This window comes from Actinomycetospora sp. TBRC 11914, from assembly GCF_012933465.1.
Lineage (GTDB): Bacteria > Actinomycetota > Actinomycetes > Mycobacteriales > Pseudonocardiaceae > Actinomycetospora.
Window position 1 is genome coordinate 1 of sequence record NZ_JABBND010000006.1, and the last position, 18,810, is coordinate 18,810.

Genomic DNA, 18,810 nt, shown 5'->3' on the forward strand with positions numbered 1-18,810 from the left:
CGCTCCCGACCTGCCCCACGTGCTCGTGATCATGCGCCCGGGTCGAGCCGCCCCTGCGAGGGGCACACGGGGCAGCCCAGCGAGCCCCCGGGCATGCCCCACGTGCTCGTGATCATGCGCGGGGCGCCCGGTGGGCTCAGCCCAGCCGCTCCATCCAGCCGTGCCGGTCAGGGGCCGCCCCACGCTGGATGTCGGTGAGCCGCTCGCGGAGGCGCGCGGTAACCGGACCCGGCGTGCCGTCGCCGATCTCGAATGACCCGCCGTCGTAGCGCACCGACCCCACCGGGGTGATCACGGCCGCCGTCCCGCAGGCGAACACCTCGGTGAGGGCGCCGGACGCGACCTCCTTCTCCCACTCGTCGGTGGAGATGCGCCGCTCGGTGACCGTCGCGCCGTCCTCGCGCGCGAGCTCGAGGAGCGAGCGGCGCGTGATGCCGGGCAGCAGCGAGCCCGAGAGCTCCGGGGTGACGACCTCGTGGTGGCCCTGCGCGTCGGTGAAGACGAAGAACAGGTTCATCCCGCCCATCTCCTCCACCCAGCGGTGCTCCAGGGCGTCGAGCCAGACCACCTGGTCGCACCCCTGGGCCGAGGCCTGGGCCTGCGCGGCCAGCGACGCGGCGTAGTTCCCGCCGCACTTGGCCTCGCCGGTGCCGCCGGGCACGGCGCGCACGTAGTCGGTGGACAGCCAGACGCTCACCGGGGCGAGCCCGCGCGGGAAGTACGCGCCCGCCGGGGAGGCGATGAGCAGGTACAGGTACTCCTCGGACGGGCGCACCCCCAGCCCTGACGACGAGCCGAACATGAACGGCCGCAGGTAGAGCGACTCCTCGCCGCCGGCCGCCGGCACCCACCGGGCGTCGACGGCGAGCAGCTCGCGGATCGAGGCGAGGAACAGCTCCTCGGGCAGCGGCGGCATGGCCAGCCGCTCGGCCGAGCGCGCCATCCGCTCCGCGTTGGCCCACGGGCGGAAGGACGCGATCGAGCCGTCGGGCTGCCGGTAGGCCTTGAGCCCCTCGAAGATCGTCTGGCTGTAGTGCAGCACCACCGACGCCGGGTCGATCGACAGCGGCTGGTACGGGCCGACGGTCGCGTCGTGCCACCCGCGGGCGGCGTCCCAGCTCACGGTGACCATGTGGTCGGTGAAGTACTTGCCGAACCCCGGCGCCGCCAGTACCTCCGCGACCCGCTCGTCGGTCGCCGGACCGGGGTGCGGGAGGTGCGCGAAGGTCGTGCTCGACATGCCCGCCACCCTAGACCGCCCTCCCGAGCGCCGACACCGTCCGCCGCCCCGTCACGAGCCCGCCACGAGCGTCGACCCCGAGCGGGACGTGCCGTGGGTGTCGATCTCCACGTCGTGGGTCGCCGCCACGCCCAGGGCCACCGAGACCACGGTCGGCGCCGCCCCCGCGTGGCGGCCGCGGACGATCAGCAGACCGGCCCCGGCGGTGCGGCCGGCGGGAAGGCCGAACGCGCCCTCGGCGTCGGTCGCGCCGCGGGAGATCTGGTGGCCGCCGCCGTCGACGAGGGTGAGCACGGCGTCGAGAGGCCGGCCGGCCCGGTCGCGGACGTGGCCGGTGAGCTCCGGCGCCGCCGGCCCGTGGGTGGGCGGCGCCGCCGGGATCGTGCCGTTGCCGGCATCCCCGCCGCGCGCCATGCCCTCGGGGATCACGAGCACCGGACGGTCGCCGTGCTCCCAGAGCGCCCGGTCGGCCGTGGGGTGCGCGAGTGCGGCCAGCGGGCCGCCGTGCGGGCTCCCGACCACCACGGCGCGGGCGTCGCGGCGCCGCGCGAGGTCGACGAGCGCCATGCCGACCGCCCCGTGCGAGGCCACCGGACGCAGCGACTCCGCGGCCACCCGCAGGCCCGATCCGGCGAGCTCCGCGATCCGGCCGGCGAGCACGTCGGGGTCGTCGTGGGCGGGGGCCTCCCCGACGACGGCGTCCTCGGGCACGTGGACGAGCAGCACCGGCGCGTCGAGGGTGCGGGCCAGGCGGCCACCGGCGACGACGACGCGGTCGGCGTGCGGGGCGTCGTCGACGGCGACGAGGACCGGGCGCTCGAGCGCCGGCTCCATCGGCTCCTCCGGCTCCCCCGACGGCTCCTCGGTCTCGGCCCGCCGCAGCAGGCGGTGCGCGGTGGACAGCACCAGAACCCCGGCGGCGACGACGACCGCCGCCACCCAGAACGGGGTGTTGGGCAGGAAGGCCTCGCCGAGGAGGCCGGAGATCCACGGGGCGAGCCCGCCGCCGAGGAAGCGCACGAAGCTGTAGGACGACGACGCCACCGGGCGCGGCACCGGCGCGACCGACATGACCGCCTGGGTGACCAGCGTGTTGTTCATCCCGATCATCGCGCCGGCGACGATCACCGCGCCGATCACGACGGCGGGGGTGGTCTGCCAGATCGCGATCACCAGCAGGTCGACCGCGAGCAGCCCCAGCACGAAGTACAGGACGCGGACGGTCCCGAAGCGGCGCTCGAAGAACGGTGCACCGAACACCGCGAAGACCGCGACGAGCACGCCCCAGCCGGTGAACACCAGGCCGAGCCCGAGCGGGCCGAGGTCGCCCATCGAGTAGGGCGAGTAGGCGAGCAGGGTGAAGAAGCCCCAGTTGTAGGCGAAGGCGGTCACCGCGATCGTCGCGAGGCTGCGGTGGCGCAGCGCCTTGATCGGGTCGAGCAGGCTGATCCGCTGAGCGGGCTTCGGTGTCTTGTCGAGCAGCACCAGCGTCGCGACCAGCGCGATCGCCATGAGGACGGCGACCCCGAAGAACGGGGCGCGCCAGCTCACCGAGCCGAGCAGGCCGCCGACCAGCGGCCCGAGCGCGATCCCGACGCCGAGGGCGGTCTCGTAGAGGATGATCGCGCCGGCGAAGCCACCGCTCGCGCTCGCGACGATGACCGCGAGCGAGGTGGCGATGAACAGCGCGTTCCCGAGGCCCCAGCCGGCGCGGAAGCCGACGATCGCGCCGATGGAGCCCGACATCCCGGCCAGCGCCGCGAACACCACGATGATCACCAGGCCGGTGATCAGGGTGGCCTTGGCGCCGATGCGGCTGGACACCCAGCCGGTGACGAGCATCGCCACCGCGGTGATGATCAGGTAGCTGGTGAACAGCAGTGAGACCTGGGCCGGCGTGGCCGAGAGCTGCTGGGCGAGCGCGGGCAGGATCGGGTCGACCAGCCCGATGCCCATGAACGAGATGACGCAGGCGAAGGCGACCGCCCAGACCGCCTTCGGTTGCCGGAACGGACTCACTCCCGCGGCTTGCACGACGACCTCCACGGCACGACGGTTCCCGACCCGTCTTTAGTTGTACCGAGCTAAGTAAAGGTTCGTCGATGACTCGGGCATCACAGTTCCGGGCCGTCCTGATAGGCGGGCCAGTCGCGCAGGTTGACCTGGTCGCACTCGCGGGCCATGGCGTCGATCTCGGCGGGGCCCGCCCCGCGCCCCAGGAGCTCCGCGAGCCGGCGGAAGTACTCCTCGCGGGGCGCCCCGGGCACGAACAGGATCAGGAAGCGGGCGAGCTCGTCGCCCACCGCCCGGAACGCATGGACGCCGTTCACGGGGACGTGGGCGAAGTCGCCGCTGCCCAGCACCCGCCACTCCGTCCCGCTCATGACCCCCAGCCGCCCGGAGATCACCCAGAACGACTCCGAGAAGCCCTGGTGGTAGTGCGGCACCGCGCCGATCCGCCCGGGCGTCGCCGCGCTCTCGAACAGGCCGAAGCCGCCGCCGACGACGTCACCCGGTGCGGTGAAGATCGCCGGCCCGGCCTGCTCGGCGTCGGCCCGGAAGCGGTAGGTGCCGGGAGCCGAGGGCGGGATCTCCGTCGGGAAGCTCATCGAGGAGTCAGCGCACGTGGGAGGGCACGAACGGCGGGCTCACGACCTCGCACTCCAGGCCGCGCCCGCGCACGTCGATCGACACGACGTCACCCTCGGTCAGCCCGGCGGCGGTGTCCAGCAGGGCCAGCGCGATCCCGGTCCTCAGCGTCGGCGAGAACGTGCCCGACGTCGTCTCCCCCACCACCGACCCGCCGAGGGTGACCGGCATGTGGGCCCGCGGGATGCCGCGCCCGGTGGCCCGCAGGCCCCAGGACCGGCGACGGGGGCCGGCCTCCCGCTCGGCGAGCAGGGCCTCGCGGCCCCAGAACGCGTCCTTCTTCCAGCCGACCGCGAACCCGCAGCGGGCCTGGTTGGGGGTGATCTCCGGCCCGAGGTCCTGGCCGTGCAGCGGCAGCCCGGCCTCGGTGCGCAGCGTGTCGCGCGCGCCGAGCCCCGCGGGGCGTCCGCCGGCCTCGCCGACGACGGCGGCGAGCGCGTCCCAGAGCACCTCGGCCCCGTCGGCGGGGGCGATCAGCTCGTAGCCGTGCTCGCCGGTGTAGCCGGTGCGGCACAGCCGGATCGCCGAGCCCTGCCAGTCGACGTCGACGAAGGCCATGTAGTCGAGGTCAGGGCGGGCAGAGTCGCCGAGGTCCGGAAGGATGCCGGCCTCGGTGAGCACGCGCGCCGACGCGGGGCCCTGGACGGCGAGGACGACGTGGGCGTCGTGCTCGTCGGACACCGTGATCCCGGCCGGGGCGGCCGCGGCGAGGAGCTTCCCGACGCCGGCCGAGTTCGCCGCGTTGGGCACGGCGAAGACCTCGTCGGGCCCGACGAGGTAGAGGATGAGGTCGTCGACGACGCCGCCGTCCTCGGCGCAGCACAGCGTGTACTGGGCCTTGCCCGGCACGATCCGCGTCAGGTCGTTGGTCAGGCAGCGGTCGACGAAGGCCGCCGCGCCCTCGCCGGTGATGCGCACCTTGCCCAGGTGGCTGACGTCGAAGAGCCCGACGGCCTCGCGGGTGGCGGTGTGCTCCGCCACCACGCCGCCCTTGCCCGAGCCCTCGTCGCCCGCGTACTGGACCGGCATCTCCCAGCCGCCGAACGGGGCGAAGGTCGCGCCGAGCGCCTCATGGCGCGCGTGGAGGGGGCTGTGCCGTAGCGGTGTGGATGCCGGGTCGCTCACGGGTCCGGCACCGTACGGCACGCGCGGCGCGGCCGGGGTCGTCCTAGCATGCCGATCACAGTGCCGGGGAGGACTCCGGACACGTCACGTCCCTTCTGGAGGCACGCCCGTGAGCACCCCGCCCGACCTGCGGATCAGCCAGGAGGCGGCCGACGCGGCCGAGGTGGACGTCCTCGTGGTCGGGACCCGGCCGGGGACCTCCGAGGAGGACAGCGACGACGCCGTGGAGACGGTCTCGGCCGCGCCGCCGGTCCTGGTCGGCTCGGACGGCCTGGACGCGGCCTTCGGTGGCGAGCTCGCCGCGCTGCTCGCGCTCGCCGGCGCGGCCGGCGCGGCCGAGGAGGTCGTGAAGCTGCCGACCCGCGGCGCGATCACCGCGCCGCTGCTGCTCGCCGTCGGGCTGGGCCCCGACCCGGACGCCCGCGCCGCCGACGGCACCGCGGGTGCCCCCGACCTCGCCGAGCAGGTGCGCCGCGCCTCGGGCGCCGCGGCGCGGGCCCTCGGGAAGACGGCGACGCGGGTCGGCTCGACCCTGGGCGCGCTCGACCTCACCGCCGCCGTCGAGGGCACCGTCCTGGGCTCCTACGCCTTCACCGACTACCGCAGCGCCGCCGACGACCCGGTGCGCACCGTGACCTTCTTCGGCGCCGCTGGGGGCAGCGGCGGCGCGGGCGAGCGGGAGAACGCCACCCTCGCGGACGCCGCGATGACCGCCCGGGCCGTGTGCGCCGCGCGCGACCTCATCAACACCCCGCCGAACGACCTCTACCCCGCCGAGTTCGCCCGCCGCGCGCGGGACATGGGCGAGACCGTCGGCCTCGAGGTGGAGGTCCTCGACGAGTCCGCCCTCGCCGAGGGCGGCTACGGCGGCATCCTCGGCGTCGGCGGCGGCTCGTCCCGCCCGCCGCGCCTGGTCCGGCTGCGCCACACCCACCCGGACGCGACGAGGACGGTGGCCCTCGTCGGGAAGGGCATCACGTTCGACACCGGCGGCATCTCGATCAAGCCGGCCGCCAACATGGACCACATGACCTCGGACATGTCCGGGGCCGCCTGCGTCGTCGCCACGGTGTGCCTGGCCGCCGAGCAGAACCTCCCGGTGAACGTCACCGCGACGGTGCCCATGGCCGAGAACATGCCCTCGGGCACCGCCTACCGCCCCGGTGACGTGCTGACGATGTACGGCGGCAAGACCGTCGAGGTCCTCAACACCGACGCCGAGGGCCGACTGATCCTGGGCGACGCGATCGTGCGCGCCTGCGAGGACTCCCCCGACTACCTGGTGGAGACGTCCACGCTCACCGGCGCGCAGGTCGTGGCCCTCGGGTCGCGCACCGCCGGGATCATGGGCAGCGACGAGTTCCGGGACCGGGTCACCGCGGCGGCGGTCGGGGCCGGCGAGGGCGGCTGGGCGATGCCGCTGCCCGAGGAGCTGCGCGGCGACCTCGACTCGCGCATCGCCGACATCGCCAACGTCACCGGCCACCGCTTCGGCGGGATGCTCGTCGCCGGGCTCTTCCTGCGGGAGTTCGTCGCCGACGGGGTGCCCTGGGCGCACATCGACATCGCCGGGCCCGCGTTCAACACCGGGGGCCCGCACGGCTACACGCCCAAGGGCGGCACCGGGCTGCCGGTGCGGACCCTCGCGGCGGTGCTCGCCGACATCGCCGGGAAGGGGTGACGGACACGGCCCGGGGAGCGCCCCGACAGCCGGTTGCCCGCGGTGGAAGGATGGTCTTGACAGCTCCGGACCGATGAGCGGGCCCGGACACGAGTGCCCGGCCGCCGACCACCGTCGCGGCCGGTCCACCGCACGTCACCGACGCGGGAGAAGTGAGAGTTGAGCGAGAGCGACACCTTCGACGTCCTGATCCTGGGTGGGGGTTCCGGCGGGTACGCCTGCGCGCTGCGCGCGGCCGAGCTGGGCCTGTCGGTCGCCCTCGTCGAGCAGGACAAGCTGGGCGGCACCTGCCTGCACCGCGGCTGCATCCCGACCAAGGCCCTGCTGCACGCCGCCGAGGTGGCCGACTCGGCGCGGGAGGGCGAGCAGATCGGGGTCAAGAGCTCGCTGTCGGGCATCGACATGAGCGGCGTGAACTCCTACAAGGACGGCGTCGTCGGCAAGCTCTACAAGGGCCTGCAGGGGCTGGTGAAGTCCCGCAAGATCACGATGATCGACGGCCACGGCACCCTCGCCGGGGCGGACACCGTCGAGGTCGACGGCCAGCGCTACACCGGCCGCCACGTCGTGCTCGCCTCGGGCTCGTACTCCAAGACGCTGCCCGGGCTCGAGCTCGGCGGCCGCGTCCTCACCTCCACCGAGGCCATCAACCTCGACTACGTGCCCGAGCGCGTCGTCGTGCTCGGCGGCGGCGTCATCGGGGTGGAGTTCGCCAGCGTCTGGAAGAGCTTCGGCTCCGAGGTGACCGTGGTGGAGGCCCTGCCCCACCTGGTGCCCAACGAGGACGAGTTCCTCTCCAAGCAGCTCGAGCGCCAGTTCCGCAAGCGGAAGATCAACTACAAGATCGGCACGAAGTTCACCGGCGTCGAGCAGACCGCCGACCAGGTGACGGTCAACCTCGAGAACGGCGAGCAGCTCGAGGCCGACATCCTGCTGGTCGCGGTCGGCCGCGGCCCCAACACCGCCGACCTGGGCTACGAGGCCGCCGGCGTCACCCTCGACCGCGGGTTCGTGCGCACCGACGAGCGGCTGCGCACCGGCGTCGGGAACGTCTTCGCGGTCGGCGACATCGTGCCCGGCCTGCAGCTGGCCCACCGCGGGTTCCAGCAGGGCATCTTCGTCGCCGAGGAGATCGCGGGCCTGAACCCGCCGGTGATCGACGAGAAGGGCATCCCGCGGGTCACCTACTGCGAGCCCGAGATCGCCTCGGTCGGGCTCACCGAGGCCCAGGCCACGGAGGTCCACGGCGAGGTCCAGACCGTGACCTACGACCTGGCCGGCAACGGCAAGTCGCAGATCCTCCGGACCGCGGGCGCGATCAAGCTGGTCAAGGGCGGCACCGACGACGACGCCCCCGTCGTCGGGGTCCACATGATCGGCGCCCGGATCGGCGAGCTCGTCGGTGAGGCCCAGCTGGTCTACAACTGGGAGGCCCTCCCGGTCGACGTGGCCAACCTGATCCACGCCCACCCGACGCAGAACGAGGCCTTCGGCGAGGCACACCTCGCGCTGGCCGGCAAGCCCCTGCACAGCCATTCCTGATCCTGGCTACAGCTGACCCCCTGCCTCTCCGGTTCTGCGCGAAGGAGTTCCGAGCACGATGGCCTACACCGTCCAGATGCCTGCTCTCGGCGAGAGCGTCACCGAGGGCACCATCACCCGGTGGCTGAAGCAGGAGGGCGACCACGTCGACGTCGACGAGCCGCTCCTGGAGGTCTCGACCGACAAGGTCGACACCGAGATCCCCTCGCCGCAGGCCGGGGTGCTGCAGCGGATCGTCGCCGCCGAGGACGACACCGTCGAGATCGGCGGGGACCTCGCGGTCATCGGTGACGAGTCCGAGGGCTCGGGTGGCGACGGCGGGTCCGGCGGCGCGGCCCCCGCCCAGGAGCCGGCCCAGCAGGAGGAGCCGGAGCCGGAGCCGGCGCAGCAGGAGGAGCCGGAGCCGGAGCAGCCGTCGCAGCCCGAGCCGGCCGCGGCCTCGTCGTCGGGCGGGTCCTCGGGTGGCTCGTCGGGTGGCTCGGGCACCCAGGTGGAGATGCCGGCCCTGGGCGAGTCGGTGACCGAGGGGACGATCACCCGCTGGCTCAAGCAGGTCGGCGACTCCGTCGAGGTCGACGAGCCGCTGCTCGAGGTCTCGACGGACAAGGTCGACACCGAGATCCCCTCGCCGGTCGCCGGGACGCTGCTCGAGATCCGGGCGAACGAGGACGACACCGTCGAGGTCGGCGGGGTGCTCGCCGTCGTCGGCAGCGGCAGCCCCTCCTCGGGCGGCGGGCAGGCGCCGTCGCAGCCCCAGCCGGAGCAGCCCCAGCCGGAGCAGGCCCGGCAGGAGGCCGAGCCGGAGCCGCAGCAGCCGTCGTCGGAACCCGGCGGGTCGTCGGGGAGCTCCTCCGACGGGGCCGTCGCGGCCTCCGGCGCCGACGACTACGTCTCCCACGAGACCGAGCAGCCGGCCGGGCCGAGCGGCCCCGCGAACGCGGGCGCGCTGCAGTCCGGGGGCGGCGAGGGCACCGCGACCCGCGGCGACGGCAACGGGCAGGGCACGCCGGCCCAGGGGGCGCCGTACGTGACGCCGCTGGTGCGCAAGCTCGCCGCCGAGCGCGGCGTCGACCTGTCCTCGATCAGCGGCACCGGGGTCGGCGGCCGCATCCGCAAGCAGGACGTCGTCAAGGCCGCCGACGAGGCCGACCAGCAGAAGGCCGCGGCGTCCGCGCCGGCCGAGACGGCGGCCGAGGCGCCGGCGCAGGCCGCGCCCGCGGGCGGGTCCGGGCCCGGCGCGGTGCACGGCGGGGAGGTCCAGCGCCCGGCGGGTGCCGGCGCGGCGATCCCGGCGCCCGACGAGTCCGGGCTGCGCGGCACCACCCAGAAGCTCTCCCGGCGGCGGGCGACCATCGCCAAGCGCATGGTCGAGTCGCTGCAGACCTCCGCGCAGCTGACGACGGTCGTCGAGGCCGACCTCACCCGGATCGCGCGGCTGCGCGAGCGCGCCAAGGCCGAGTTCCAGCGCCGCGAGGGCGTCAAGCTGTCGTTCCTGCCGTTCATGGCGCTCGCGACCGTCGAGGCGCTCAAGGCCCACCCGGGCGTGAACTCCTCGATCGACACCGAGAAGGGCGAGGTCACCTACCACGGCGCCGAGCACCTGGGCATCGCGGTCGACTCCCCCGCCGGGCTGATCGTGCCGGTCATCCACGACGCCGGGGACCTCAACCTCGGCGGGCTGGCCCGCCGGATCGCCGACGTCGCCGACCGCACCCGGGCCAACAAGATCGCGCCCGACGAGCTCTCCGGCGGCACGTTCACGATCACCAACACCGGCTCGCGCGGCGCGCTGATCGACACCCCGATCATCAACCAGCCGCAGGTCGGGATCCTGGGGACCGGCGCTGTCGTCAAGAAGCCGGTCGTGGTGACCGACGGCGAGGGCGGCGAGGCGATCGCCATCCGCTCGATGGCCTACCTGTGCCTGTCCTACGACCACCGCATCGTCGACGGCGCCGACGCCGCCCGCTTCCTGGGCTCGGTCAAGGCCCGGCTCGAGGCGGGGGCGTTCGAGGCGGACCTCGGGCTGGTGTAGCCCAGCTCGACCCCGTGGCGCGAGGGGAACCCTCGGTCGGACAGAGCGACCGGAGGCTCCCCTCGCGCGGGCGATCCAGGGCGCGATCCGGACGCGAGGGGACGATGCGGTCGCTCTACCCGCACGGGGGTTCCCCTCGTGCGGAGGCGCCGAGCGGCGGGTCCCCGGGTCGCGCCGCGCCCCCGACTCCGCAACGATCACTCCCATGCGCGTCGTCATCTCCGGTTCGTCCGGACTCATCGGCACCGCGCTGGTGCCCCACCTGCGCAGCGCGGGCCACGAGGTGATCCGGCTCGTGCGCCGGGCCGCGCAGGCCCCCGACGAGCGCGGGTGGGACCCGCCGTCGGGACGGATCGACGACGGCGCCCTCGACGGCGCGGACGCAGTGATCAACCTCTCCGGGGCGGGGATCGCCGACAAGCGCTGGACGGGGGCCCGCAAGCAGGAGCTGCGCGACAGCCGGCTCGTCCCCACCGACGTGCTCGCCCGCGCGGTCGCCGCGCACGGCGTCCCGGTGCTGATCAACGGCTCGGCGGTCGGGTTCTACGGCGACACCGGCGCCGTCGCCGTCGACGAGACCGGCGCCCGGGGGCGGGGCTTCCTCGCCGACCTGGTGCGCGACTGGGAGAACGCGACCGCCCCGGCCGCCGAGGCGGGCGCGCGCGTCGTGACGGTCCGCACCGGGCTGGTGCTCTCCCCCGCGGGCGGCCTCATGGGCATCATGCGGCCGATCTTCAAGGCCGGACTGGGCGGGCGGCTGGGCTCCGGCGAGCAGTACTGGCCGTGGATCAGCCTCGACGACGAGGTCGGGGCGATCACCTGGGCACTGGAGCACGACTCCGTCTCCGGCCCGCTCAACGCCACCGGCCCCGCCCCGGTGACCTGCCGCGAGTTCACCAAGGTGATGGCGTCGACCGTCCACCGGCCGGCGCCGTGGATCGTGCCCGGGTTCGCCATGCGCGCCGTCCTCGGGGAGTTCGCCGACGAGGGTGTGCTGGTCAGCCAGCGGGTGCTGCCCGGGGTCCTCGAGCGGGAGGGCTACGCGTTCTCGCACACGACGGTGACCGCGGCGCTGTCCGCCGTCCTGGACGGCTGAGCGTGGCCGGTCCGCCGGGGCTGCCGGACGCGGTCGACGTCCTCGTCGTCGGGGCCGGGCTGGCCGGGCTGAACGCGGCGCGGACCGTCGCGCGGTCGGGCCGCTCGGTGGTGGTGTGCGAGGCCTCGGACGGGGTCGGCGGGCGGGTCCGGACGGACGTGGTGGACGGCTTCCTCGTCGACCGCGGCTTCCAGATCCTCAACACCTCCTACCCGGCGCTGCGGGCGGCCCTGGACCTCGACGCGCTCGACCTGCGCGCGTTCGTGCCCGGCGCCGCGGTGCGCACCGAGGACGGGCGGCTGCACCGGCTCGCCGACCCGCGCCGGCGCCCCTCGTGGGCGCCGCGGACCGCGCTGGACGGCCTGCTGGGGCCGCGGGCGAAGCTCGGCGTCGCGGCCTACACGCTGCGCTCGCTGCTCGTCCCGCCCGCGCGGCAGTCCCGGGCGCCCGAGCGCTCCACGGCGGCCGACCTCGCCCGCTTCGGGCTCTCCGGCGCGGCGACCGAGCGGTTCCTGCGCCCGTTCCTCTCCGGGGTCACCGGCGATCCCGACCTCGCGACGTCGTCACGGGTCGTGTCGCTGTTCTGGCGCAGCTTCGCGCTCGGGGACCTGACGGTGCCGTCCCGCGGCATCGGCGCCGTGCCCGCCCAGCTCGCCGCGCGGCTGCCGGCGGACACGGTCTACCTGACGACGCGGGTCGGCGCGCTGACGCCCTCGGGCGCCGGGGTCGACGTCGAGACCGACCGCGGGCGGGTGCGGGCCGGGGCGGTGATCGTGGCCGCCGAGGGGACGGAGGCCGCGGCGCTGCTGGGCGGCCGCGTCGAGGCGCCGCGCCCCTTCGCGCTGACCAGCCACTACCACGTCACCGACGTCCCGCCGACCCGGCAGGCGCTGCTGCACCTCGACGGGACCGGCGGGCCGATCGTCAACACCCTGGTCCTCACCGCCGCGGCGCCCTCGTACTCCCCCGACCACCGTCACCTCGTCGTCTCGACGGTGCTCGGCGCCGACCCGCTGCCCGAGCCGCGGCTGCGGGCGGAGCTGGAGCGGCTCTGGGGCCGGCCGACGGCGTCGTGGGAGCACCTGGCGACGGTGTCGGTCCCGCACGCCCTCCCCGCGACCCTCCCGCCGACCCCGCCGCGGCTGCGCCGCCCGGTCGACCTCGGCGAGGGCCTGTTCGTCGCGGGCGACCACCGCGACTCCCCGTCGACCCAGGGCGCGTTGGTGAGCGGCCGGCGGACGGCGCAGGCGGCGCTGGCGCGGCTGGGCTGACCCGGGGCTCGGTGCAAGCGAAGCGTCGTTGCTTGCGTCCAGTGACAGAAAAGCCCCGTCGTCGCGGGCCGAGTAGCGTCGATCCCGTGTCGTCGACCCCGCCCACCCGATCCCACCGCGCGAGCAGCGACGCGATGCAGGTCCTCGACCTCGGCAGCGTCGAGTACACGCAGGCCTGGGAGCAGCAGCGCGCCCACGCCGCCGCGCGGGTGGACGGCACCGGGCCTGACGTCCTGATGCTCCTGGAGCACCCCAGCGTCTACACCGCGGGCCGGCGCACCCAGCCGGAGGACCGGCCCGTCGACGGCACGCCCGTCGTCGACGTCGACCGCGGCGGGCGGATCACCTGGCACGGGCCCGGCCAGCTCGTCGGCTACCCGATCCTCAAGCTGGCGGAGCCGTTCGACGTCGTCGCCCACGTGCGACGCCTCGAGGAGGCCCTGATCCACGTCTGCGCGGGCTACGGGCTCGACACCGGGCGCATCGACGGCCGCTCCGGGGTGTGGCTCGCGGCCGGGGCCGGCCGCCCGGAGCGCAAGATCGCCGCGATCGGCGTGCGGGTGGCCCGCGGGGTGACGCTGCACGGCTTCGCGATCAACGCCGACCCCGACCTCACCGCGTTCGGCGCGATCGTGCCCTGCGGGATCACCGACGCCGGCGTCACCAGCCTGACCGCCGAGCTGGGCCGCCACGTGACCGTCGAGGAGATCGGGCCCGCCGTTCGGGACGCCGTGCTGGCCGCCTGTTCGGGTGACCTGCCGGTGAGCGACCACCCGGTCCGGCGGGACGCGACGACGACCGTCGGCGGCGTCGCGGTGGAGATGCTCGCCGGGCGCTGACGCCCTACATCGCCGGCGCCTACACCGCCGGCGCCACCCGCCCGGCGACGAACTCCAGGTGGTCGAGGTCGGACAGGTCGAGCACCTGCAGGTACACCCGCTCGACGCCGACCTCGGCGAACCGGCCGAGCTTGTCGACGACCTCGTCCGCGGTGCCGGCCAGTCCCCGCGTCCGCAGCTCGTCGGGCGCCCGCCCGATCGCCGCCGCCCGCCGTCGCACCGCCGCGTCGTCGTGCCCGGTGCAGAGCACCTGCGCCGTCGAGCGGCGCAGCGTCCGCGGATCGCGCCCCAGCGCGCGGCAGGCCTCGTCGGCCCGGCCGAGCTGCGCGGCGACCTCGTCGACCCCGGCGAAGGGCACGTCGATCTCGTCGGCGTAGCGCGCGGCGAGCGCGGTGGTGCGCCGCGGGCCGGACCCCCCGACGATGATCGGCGGGTGGGGCTCCTGCACCGGCTTGGGCAGCCCGGGGCTCTCGGCGAACGTGTAGTGCTCGCCGGCGAAGCTGTAGCCCTGGCCCATCGGGGTCGACCACGCCCCGGTCAGCACCTCGAGCTGTTCGGCGAGCATCCCGAAGCGCTCCCGCTGCGACGGGAACGGGATGCCGTAGGCGCGGTGCTCGGCCTCGTACCACCCGGTGCCCAGGCCCAGTTCGACGCGGCCGCCCGACATCTGGTCGACCTGCGCGACCGCCACCCCGAGCGGGCCGGGCAGCCGGAAGGTGGCCGCGGTCATAAGCGTGCCCAGCCGGATCGTCGTCGTCTCCCGCGCCAGCGCGCCGAGCGTGACCCACGCGTCGGTCGGTCCGGGCAGCCCCGACGAGTCCCCCATCGCGAGGAGGTGGTCGGAGCGGAAGAAGGCGTCGTAGCCCGCATCCTCGGCACAGCGGGCGACGCGGAGGAGGTCGTCGTACGTGGCGCCCTGCTGTGGCTCGGTGAAGATCCGGAGGTCCACGAGTGATCAGCCTATCGGGGTAGCGCGCGTAGGCTCGGACCCGTGACCACGACGACCGGACCCGCGACCGCTCCCGAGGGACGCAAGCTGCTCCGCCTCGAGGTCCGCAACTCGCAGACGCCCATCGAGCGCAAGCCCGACTGGATCCGCACCCGCGTCCAGACCGGCCCGAACTTCTCCGAGCTCAAGGGCATGGTGCGCTACGCGGGCCTGGCCACGGTGTGCGAGGAGGCGGGCTGCCCCAACATCTACGAGTGCTGGGAGGACCGCGAGGCGACGTTCCTCATCGGCGGCGAGCAGTGCACCCGGCGCTGCGACTTCTGCCAGATCGACACCGGCAGGCCGTCGCCGCTGGACCGTGACGAGCCCCGCAAGGTGGCCGAGTCGGTGCGCCAGATGGGGCTGCGCTACTCGACGATCACCGGCGTCGCCCGCGACGACCTCGACGACGGCGGGTCGTGGCTCTACGCCGAGACGGTGCGGCAGGTCCACGCGCTCAACCCGGGCACCGGGGTGGAGCTGCTCATCCCCGACTTCGACGACCGCGACGACCAGCTCGGCCCGGTCTTCGACGCCGCACCCGAGGTGCTCGCGCACAACCTCGAGACGGTGCCGCGGGTGTTCCGCCGCATCCGCCCGGGCTTCCGCTACGAGCGCTCGCTCGACGTGATCCGCAAGGCGCGCGCCGCGGGCCTCGTCACGAAGTCCAACCTCATCCTCGGCATGGGCGAGACCCCCGAGGAGGTCACCGCCGCGATGCAGGACCTGCACGACGCCGGGTGCGACCTGCTGACCCTGACCCAGTACCTGCGCCCGTCGCTGCGCCACCACCCGGTGGAGCGCTGGGTGAAGCCCGAGGAGTTCGTGGAGCACCGCGACGAGGCCCTGCGCATCGGGTTCGCGGGCGTCATGGCGGGGCCGCTGGTGCGCTCGTCCTACCGGGCCGGGCGGCTCTACGCGCAGGCCAAGCTGCACCGGGGCGAGGAGCTCCCGGAGGGCATGGCCGAGCTGGCGACCGAGGGCGAGGCCCGCCAGGAGGTCGGCTCCGTGCTCGCGCGCCGCGCCTGACGCAGGGCACACCGCCGCCGTCGCCGTACGGCAGAATGGGTGCCATGGCGAAGGGTCCGGCCGGCAAGGCGTCCAAGGAAGAGAAGAAGGCCGCCAAGCAGGCTGCGCGCGCGGAGCGCCGGCAGCGCTGGTCGCAGATCTGGCAGGCGTTCCAGATGCAGCGCAAGGAGGACAAGCTCCTCCTGCCGCTGATGATCGGCGTCATCGTGCTGACCGCGCTGGTGGCGCTCGTCGTCGGGCTGCTGATCGGGCAGTCGTGGTTCCTCGTGCCGATCGGGGTGCTCCTGGGCGCGGCCCTCGCGATGCTCGTGTTCGGGCGGCGCGTGCAGAACAACGTCTACTCCAAGGCCGACGGCCAGCCCGGCGCGGCCGGGTGGGCGCTGGACAACATGCGCGGGCAGTGGCGGGTGACGCAGGCCGTCGCGGGCACCACCCAGCTCGACGTCGTGCACCGCGTGATCGGCCGGCCCGGGGTGGTCCTCGTCGCCGAGGGCGCCTCGCACCGCACGAAGAACCTGCTCGCCCAGGAGAAGAAGAAGATCTCCCGGGTCGCCGGGCAGGTGCCGATCTACGAGCTCACCGTCGGCAACGACGAGGGCGACGTCCCGCTCTCCAAGCTGCAGCGCCACATGACCAAGCTGCCCCGCAACATCGACAAGGACCAGATGGAGACCCTCGAGAAGCGGCTCGCCGCGATCGCGGGTCGCGGGGGGCCGGCGATGCCGAAGGGCCCCATGCCCAAGGGCGCGCAGATGAAGGGCATGCAGCGCACCGTCCGGCGTCGCTGACGGACGACGGGGCGGGCTTCGGCCCGTGATCACGGGCACGTCAGGCACGTCCACGGTCCCGTTCGCCTGCCCCACGTGCCCCTCGCGAACCCGCGGGCGAGCAGACGGCCCGGTCCCGGCGTCACCCGGTGATCAGGAGCACGTTAGGCAGGTCCGCGGGCCGGTCGACCTGCCTCTTGTGCCCCTCACCGTCACCGCGGTCCCGACGACGGGTCCCCCCTCAGCGGGTCCGCACGACGACGGTGCGGCTGACGCGGTCGTGCAGTCCCCGCGCGTCCCGGTCCATGATCAGCGCGGGCACGACGAAGAAGAGCGAGACCGTCCGGGCGAGCGCCCACGCCCCCACGCGGCGGGCCCCGTCCACGCGGACGACGCGCAGCCCCGTGAGCACCATCGCGGGCGTCTGGCCGATGAGCGCGACGGGCAGGGTCACCAGGACCGCCCACACCGCGAGGCTGAGGTAGGCGGGTGCCGGGAAGCTGATGGCCGACGCGACGAGCCCGCCGACGAGCAGGTCGAGCAGGAACTGCCCGCCGCGCAGCAGCGGACTGCCCACCGAGCCGGGCCCCTCCTCCGGGAGCCCGAGGTCACGACCCGGGTACGCCTCGGCGTCGGGAACCGATCTCGGCGACGTCGACGGCCGGGCCGACCCGTTCGGCGCAGCTCCGGGCACCCGTCGTGTCGACGTGGACCCGCGATCCGGACGATCCGAATCTTCCGGGCGCTCCTGCGTCGCCCGTCCAGGCCCCTCGTCGGTGAGCCATTCACGAATCCACGACACTCTGACAGGCTACGGTCCCGTGGCGTCGGGATGCGCCACGGCAGCGTGGCCGATCGGCTCGTCCACGACCCGGCGGCGGACGACGGGACGGCGAAGGATTGTGAGACTGGCCCGTTAACTGCTGCGAAACACCGACGCGACGAGCGAGTAACGCCGCCCGCTTAGCGTCCGGGATCACCTGATGCGGTGAGCGGCACCCGACCGGGCGGGACCGTTCGGGCCGTGACGACAGTGCCAGAGAAGGAGCCAGCGAGGGTGTTCAACAACCAGGACGAGGTCTTCAAGTACATCTCCGACGAGGGGGTGCAGTACGTCGACGTCCGGTTCTGCGACCTCCCCGGCCAGATGCAGCACTTCACCGTGCCCGCGTCGGAGTTCGACGAGGCCGTGTTCAACGACGGCCTTGCCTTCGACGGCTCCTCGGTCACCGGGTTCCAGACGATCAACGAGTCGGACATGACGCTGCTGCCCGACGTGGCGACCGCGCGCATCGACCCGTTCCGGGCCCAGAAGACCCTGAACATGAACTTCTTCGTCCACGACCCGCTGACGCTCGAGGCCTACAGCCGCGACCCGCGCAACGTGGCCCGCAAGGCGGAGAACTTCCTGTCGACGGTCGACGTCGCCGACACCTGCTTCTTCGGCCCGGAGGCCGAGTTCTACATCTTCGACTCGGTCCAGTACGAGTCGTCGATGAACAAGCAGTTCTACGCGGTCGACGCGGTCGAGGGCGTGTGGAACACCGCCCGCGAGGAGCCGGGCGGCAACAAGGGCTACAAGATCGCCGCCAAGGGCGGGTACTTCCCGGTCGAGCCCACCGACCAGACCTCGGACCTGCGCGCCGCGATCGGCACCAACCTCACCAACGCCGGCTTCGCGCTCGAGAAGCTGCACCACGAGGTCGGCACCGGCGGCCAGGCCGAGATCAACTACAAGTTCAACACGCTGCTGCACGCCGCGGACGACCTGCAGCTGTTCAAGTACATCGTCAAGAACACCGCGTGGCAGGCCGGCAAGTCGGTCACCTTCATGCCGAAGCCGCTGGCCGGCGACAACGGCTCGGGCATGCACTGCCACCAGTCGCTGTTCAAGGGCGGCGAGCCGCTGTTCTACGACGAGAACGGCTACGCCGGGCTCTCGGACATGGCCCGCCACTACATCGGCGGCATCCTGCACCACGCGCCGTCGCTCGTGGCGTTCACCAACGCCACGGCGAACTCCTACCACCGCCTGGTGCCCGGCTTCGAGGCCCCGATCAACCTGGTCTACTCGAACCGGAACCGCTCGGCGTGCGTCCGCATCCCGATCACCGGCAACAACCCGAAGGCCAAGCGCCTCGAGTTCCGGTGCCCCGACTCGTCGGGCAACCCGTACCTGTCGTTCGCGGCCATGATGATGGCCGGCCTCGACGGGATCCGGAACAAGATCGAGCCGCCGACGCCGGTGGACAAGGACCTCTACGAGCTCCCGCCCGAGGAGGCCGCCAACATCGCGCAGGTCCCGGCCAGCCTGGACGCCGCGGTCGACAACCTCGAGTCCGACCACGACTACCTGCTCGAGGGCGGCGTGTTCACCTCGGACCTCATCGAGAAGTGGGTCGAGCTCAAGCGCGACGACGTGACCGGCCTGCGCCTGCGGCCGCACCCGTACGAGTTCGAGCTGTACTACAACTGCTGATCACCGGCAGCTGACGACGACGGCCCGGTCACCCCCGCGGGGTGGCCGGGCCGTCGTGCGTGTCCGGGG

At 73.9% G+C, this 18,810-nt stretch carries 15 protein-coding genes; 9 read left to right on the top strand and 6 right to left on the bottom strand.

The features are described 5' to 3' along the window. Nucleotides 1-136: 136 nt before the first annotated feature. The 4 genes from HH311_RS11830 to gcvT all read right to left on the bottom strand — a co-directional run bounded on the left by HH311_RS11830 (nucleotide 137) and on the right by gcvT (nucleotide 5,014). Complete coding sequence (locus tag HH311_RS11830; RefSeq protein WP_169183871.1) at nucleotides 137-1,240, bottom strand: branched-chain amino acid aminotransferase; 1,104 nt, start codon at nucleotides 1,238-1,240, stop codon at nucleotides 137-139. Nucleotides 1,241-1,291: 51 nt separating this feature from the next. Beyond that, nucleotides 1,292-3,274, bottom strand: coding sequence for an MFS transporter (locus tag HH311_RS33250; protein ID WP_312030092.1), 1,983 nt, complete (start codon nucleotides 3,272-3,274; stop codon nucleotides 1,292-1,294). 80 nt (nucleotides 3,275-3,354) lie between these two features. Continuing rightward, nucleotides 3,355-3,849 (bottom strand): cupin domain-containing protein, encoded by a 495-nt coding sequence (locus HH311_RS11840; protein WP_169183872.1) that lies wholly within the window; start codon nucleotides 3,847-3,849, stop codon nucleotides 3,355-3,357. A gap of 7 nt (nucleotides 3,850-3,856) precedes the next feature. Further along, the gene (gene gcvT / locus HH311_RS11845; protein WP_169183873.1) at nucleotides 3,857-5,014 is read right to left on the bottom strand and encodes a glycine cleavage system aminomethyltransferase GcvT; all 1,158 of its coding nucleotides are present in this window, start codon (nucleotides 5,012-5,014) and stop codon (nucleotides 3,857-3,859) included. A gap of 109 nt (nucleotides 5,015-5,123) precedes the next feature. On the opposite strand from gcvT, the gene HH311_RS11850 reads away from it, so the two are divergent. The 6 genes from HH311_RS11850 (at nucleotide 5,124) to lipB (ending at nucleotide 13,478) form a co-directional block, all read left to right on the top strand. Further along, complete coding sequence (locus tag HH311_RS11850; protein ID WP_312030093.1) at nucleotides 5,124-6,695, top strand: leucyl aminopeptidase; 1,572 nt, start codon at nucleotides 5,124-5,126, stop codon at nucleotides 6,693-6,695. A gap of 159 nt (nucleotides 6,696-6,854) precedes the next feature. Then, nucleotides 6,855-8,237 carry a dihydrolipoyl dehydrogenase gene (lpdA, locus tag HH311_RS11855; protein WP_169183874.1) on the top strand — a complete coding sequence of 461 codons (1,383 nt, stop codon included), beginning with the start codon at nucleotides 6,855-6,857 and terminating at the stop codon, nucleotides 8,235-8,237. A gap of 58 nt (nucleotides 8,238-8,295) precedes the next feature. Further along, complete coding sequence (gene sucB / locus HH311_RS11860; protein WP_169183875.1) at nucleotides 8,296-10,272, top strand: 2-oxoglutarate dehydrogenase, E2 component, dihydrolipoamide succinyltransferase; 1,977 nt, start codon at nucleotides 8,296-8,298, stop codon at nucleotides 10,270-10,272. Between the two features lie 205 nt (nucleotides 10,273-10,477). After that, nucleotides 10,478-11,368, top strand: coding sequence for a TIGR01777 family oxidoreductase (locus HH311_RS11865; protein ID WP_169183876.1), 891 nt, complete (start codon nucleotides 10,478-10,480; stop codon nucleotides 11,366-11,368). 2 nt (nucleotides 11,369-11,370) lie between these two features. Next, a complete protein-coding gene (locus tag HH311_RS11870; protein ID WP_312030094.1) occupies nucleotides 11,371-12,639 on the top strand; it encodes an FAD-dependent oxidoreductase in 1,269 nt (422 codons plus the stop codon). An 86-nt stretch (nucleotides 12,640-12,725) separates the two neighbouring features. Further along, the gene (gene lipB / locus HH311_RS11875; protein ID WP_169183877.1) at nucleotides 12,726-13,478 is read left to right on the top strand and encodes a lipoyl(octanoyl) transferase LipB; all 753 of its coding nucleotides are present in this window, start codon (nucleotides 12,726-12,728) and stop codon (nucleotides 13,476-13,478) included. Between the two features lie 19 nt (nucleotides 13,479-13,497). Here lipB and HH311_RS11880 read toward each other — a convergent pair whose 3' ends face one another. Continuing rightward, nucleotides 13,498-14,427 carry an LLM class F420-dependent oxidoreductase gene (locus HH311_RS11880; RefSeq protein WP_169183878.1) on the bottom strand — a complete coding sequence of 310 codons (930 nt, stop codon included), beginning with the start codon at nucleotides 14,425-14,427 and terminating at the stop codon, nucleotides 13,498-13,500. A gap of 42 nt (nucleotides 14,428-14,469) precedes the next feature. Between HH311_RS11880 and lipA the strand changes: the two genes are divergently transcribed. Both lipA and HH311_RS11890 read left to right on the top strand, forming a co-directional pair. Next, entirely contained in the window at nucleotides 14,470-15,495 is a 1,026-nt protein-coding gene (gene lipA, locus HH311_RS11885; protein WP_169183879.1) for a lipoyl synthase, read from the top strand. Between the two features lie 44 nt (nucleotides 15,496-15,539). Further along, nucleotides 15,540-16,283 (top strand): DUF4191 domain-containing protein, encoded by a 744-nt coding sequence (locus tag HH311_RS11890; protein ID WP_169183880.1) that lies wholly within the window; start codon nucleotides 15,540-15,542, stop codon nucleotides 16,281-16,283. Between the two features lie 220 nt (nucleotides 16,284-16,503). On the opposite strand, the gene HH311_RS31690 is transcribed toward HH311_RS11890, so the two are convergent. Continuing rightward, nucleotides 16,504-16,839, bottom strand: coding sequence for an RDD family protein (locus tag HH311_RS31690; protein ID WP_169183881.1), 336 nt, complete (start codon nucleotides 16,837-16,839; stop codon nucleotides 16,504-16,506). Between the two features lie 480 nt (nucleotides 16,840-17,319). On the opposite strand from HH311_RS31690, the gene glnA reads away from it, so the two are divergent. Next, nucleotides 17,320-18,741 (top strand): type I glutamate--ammonia ligase, encoded by a 1,422-nt coding sequence (gene glnA / locus HH311_RS11900; RefSeq protein WP_169184067.1) that lies wholly within the window; start codon nucleotides 17,320-17,322, stop codon nucleotides 18,739-18,741. Nucleotides 18,742-18,810: the final 69 nt, after the last annotated feature.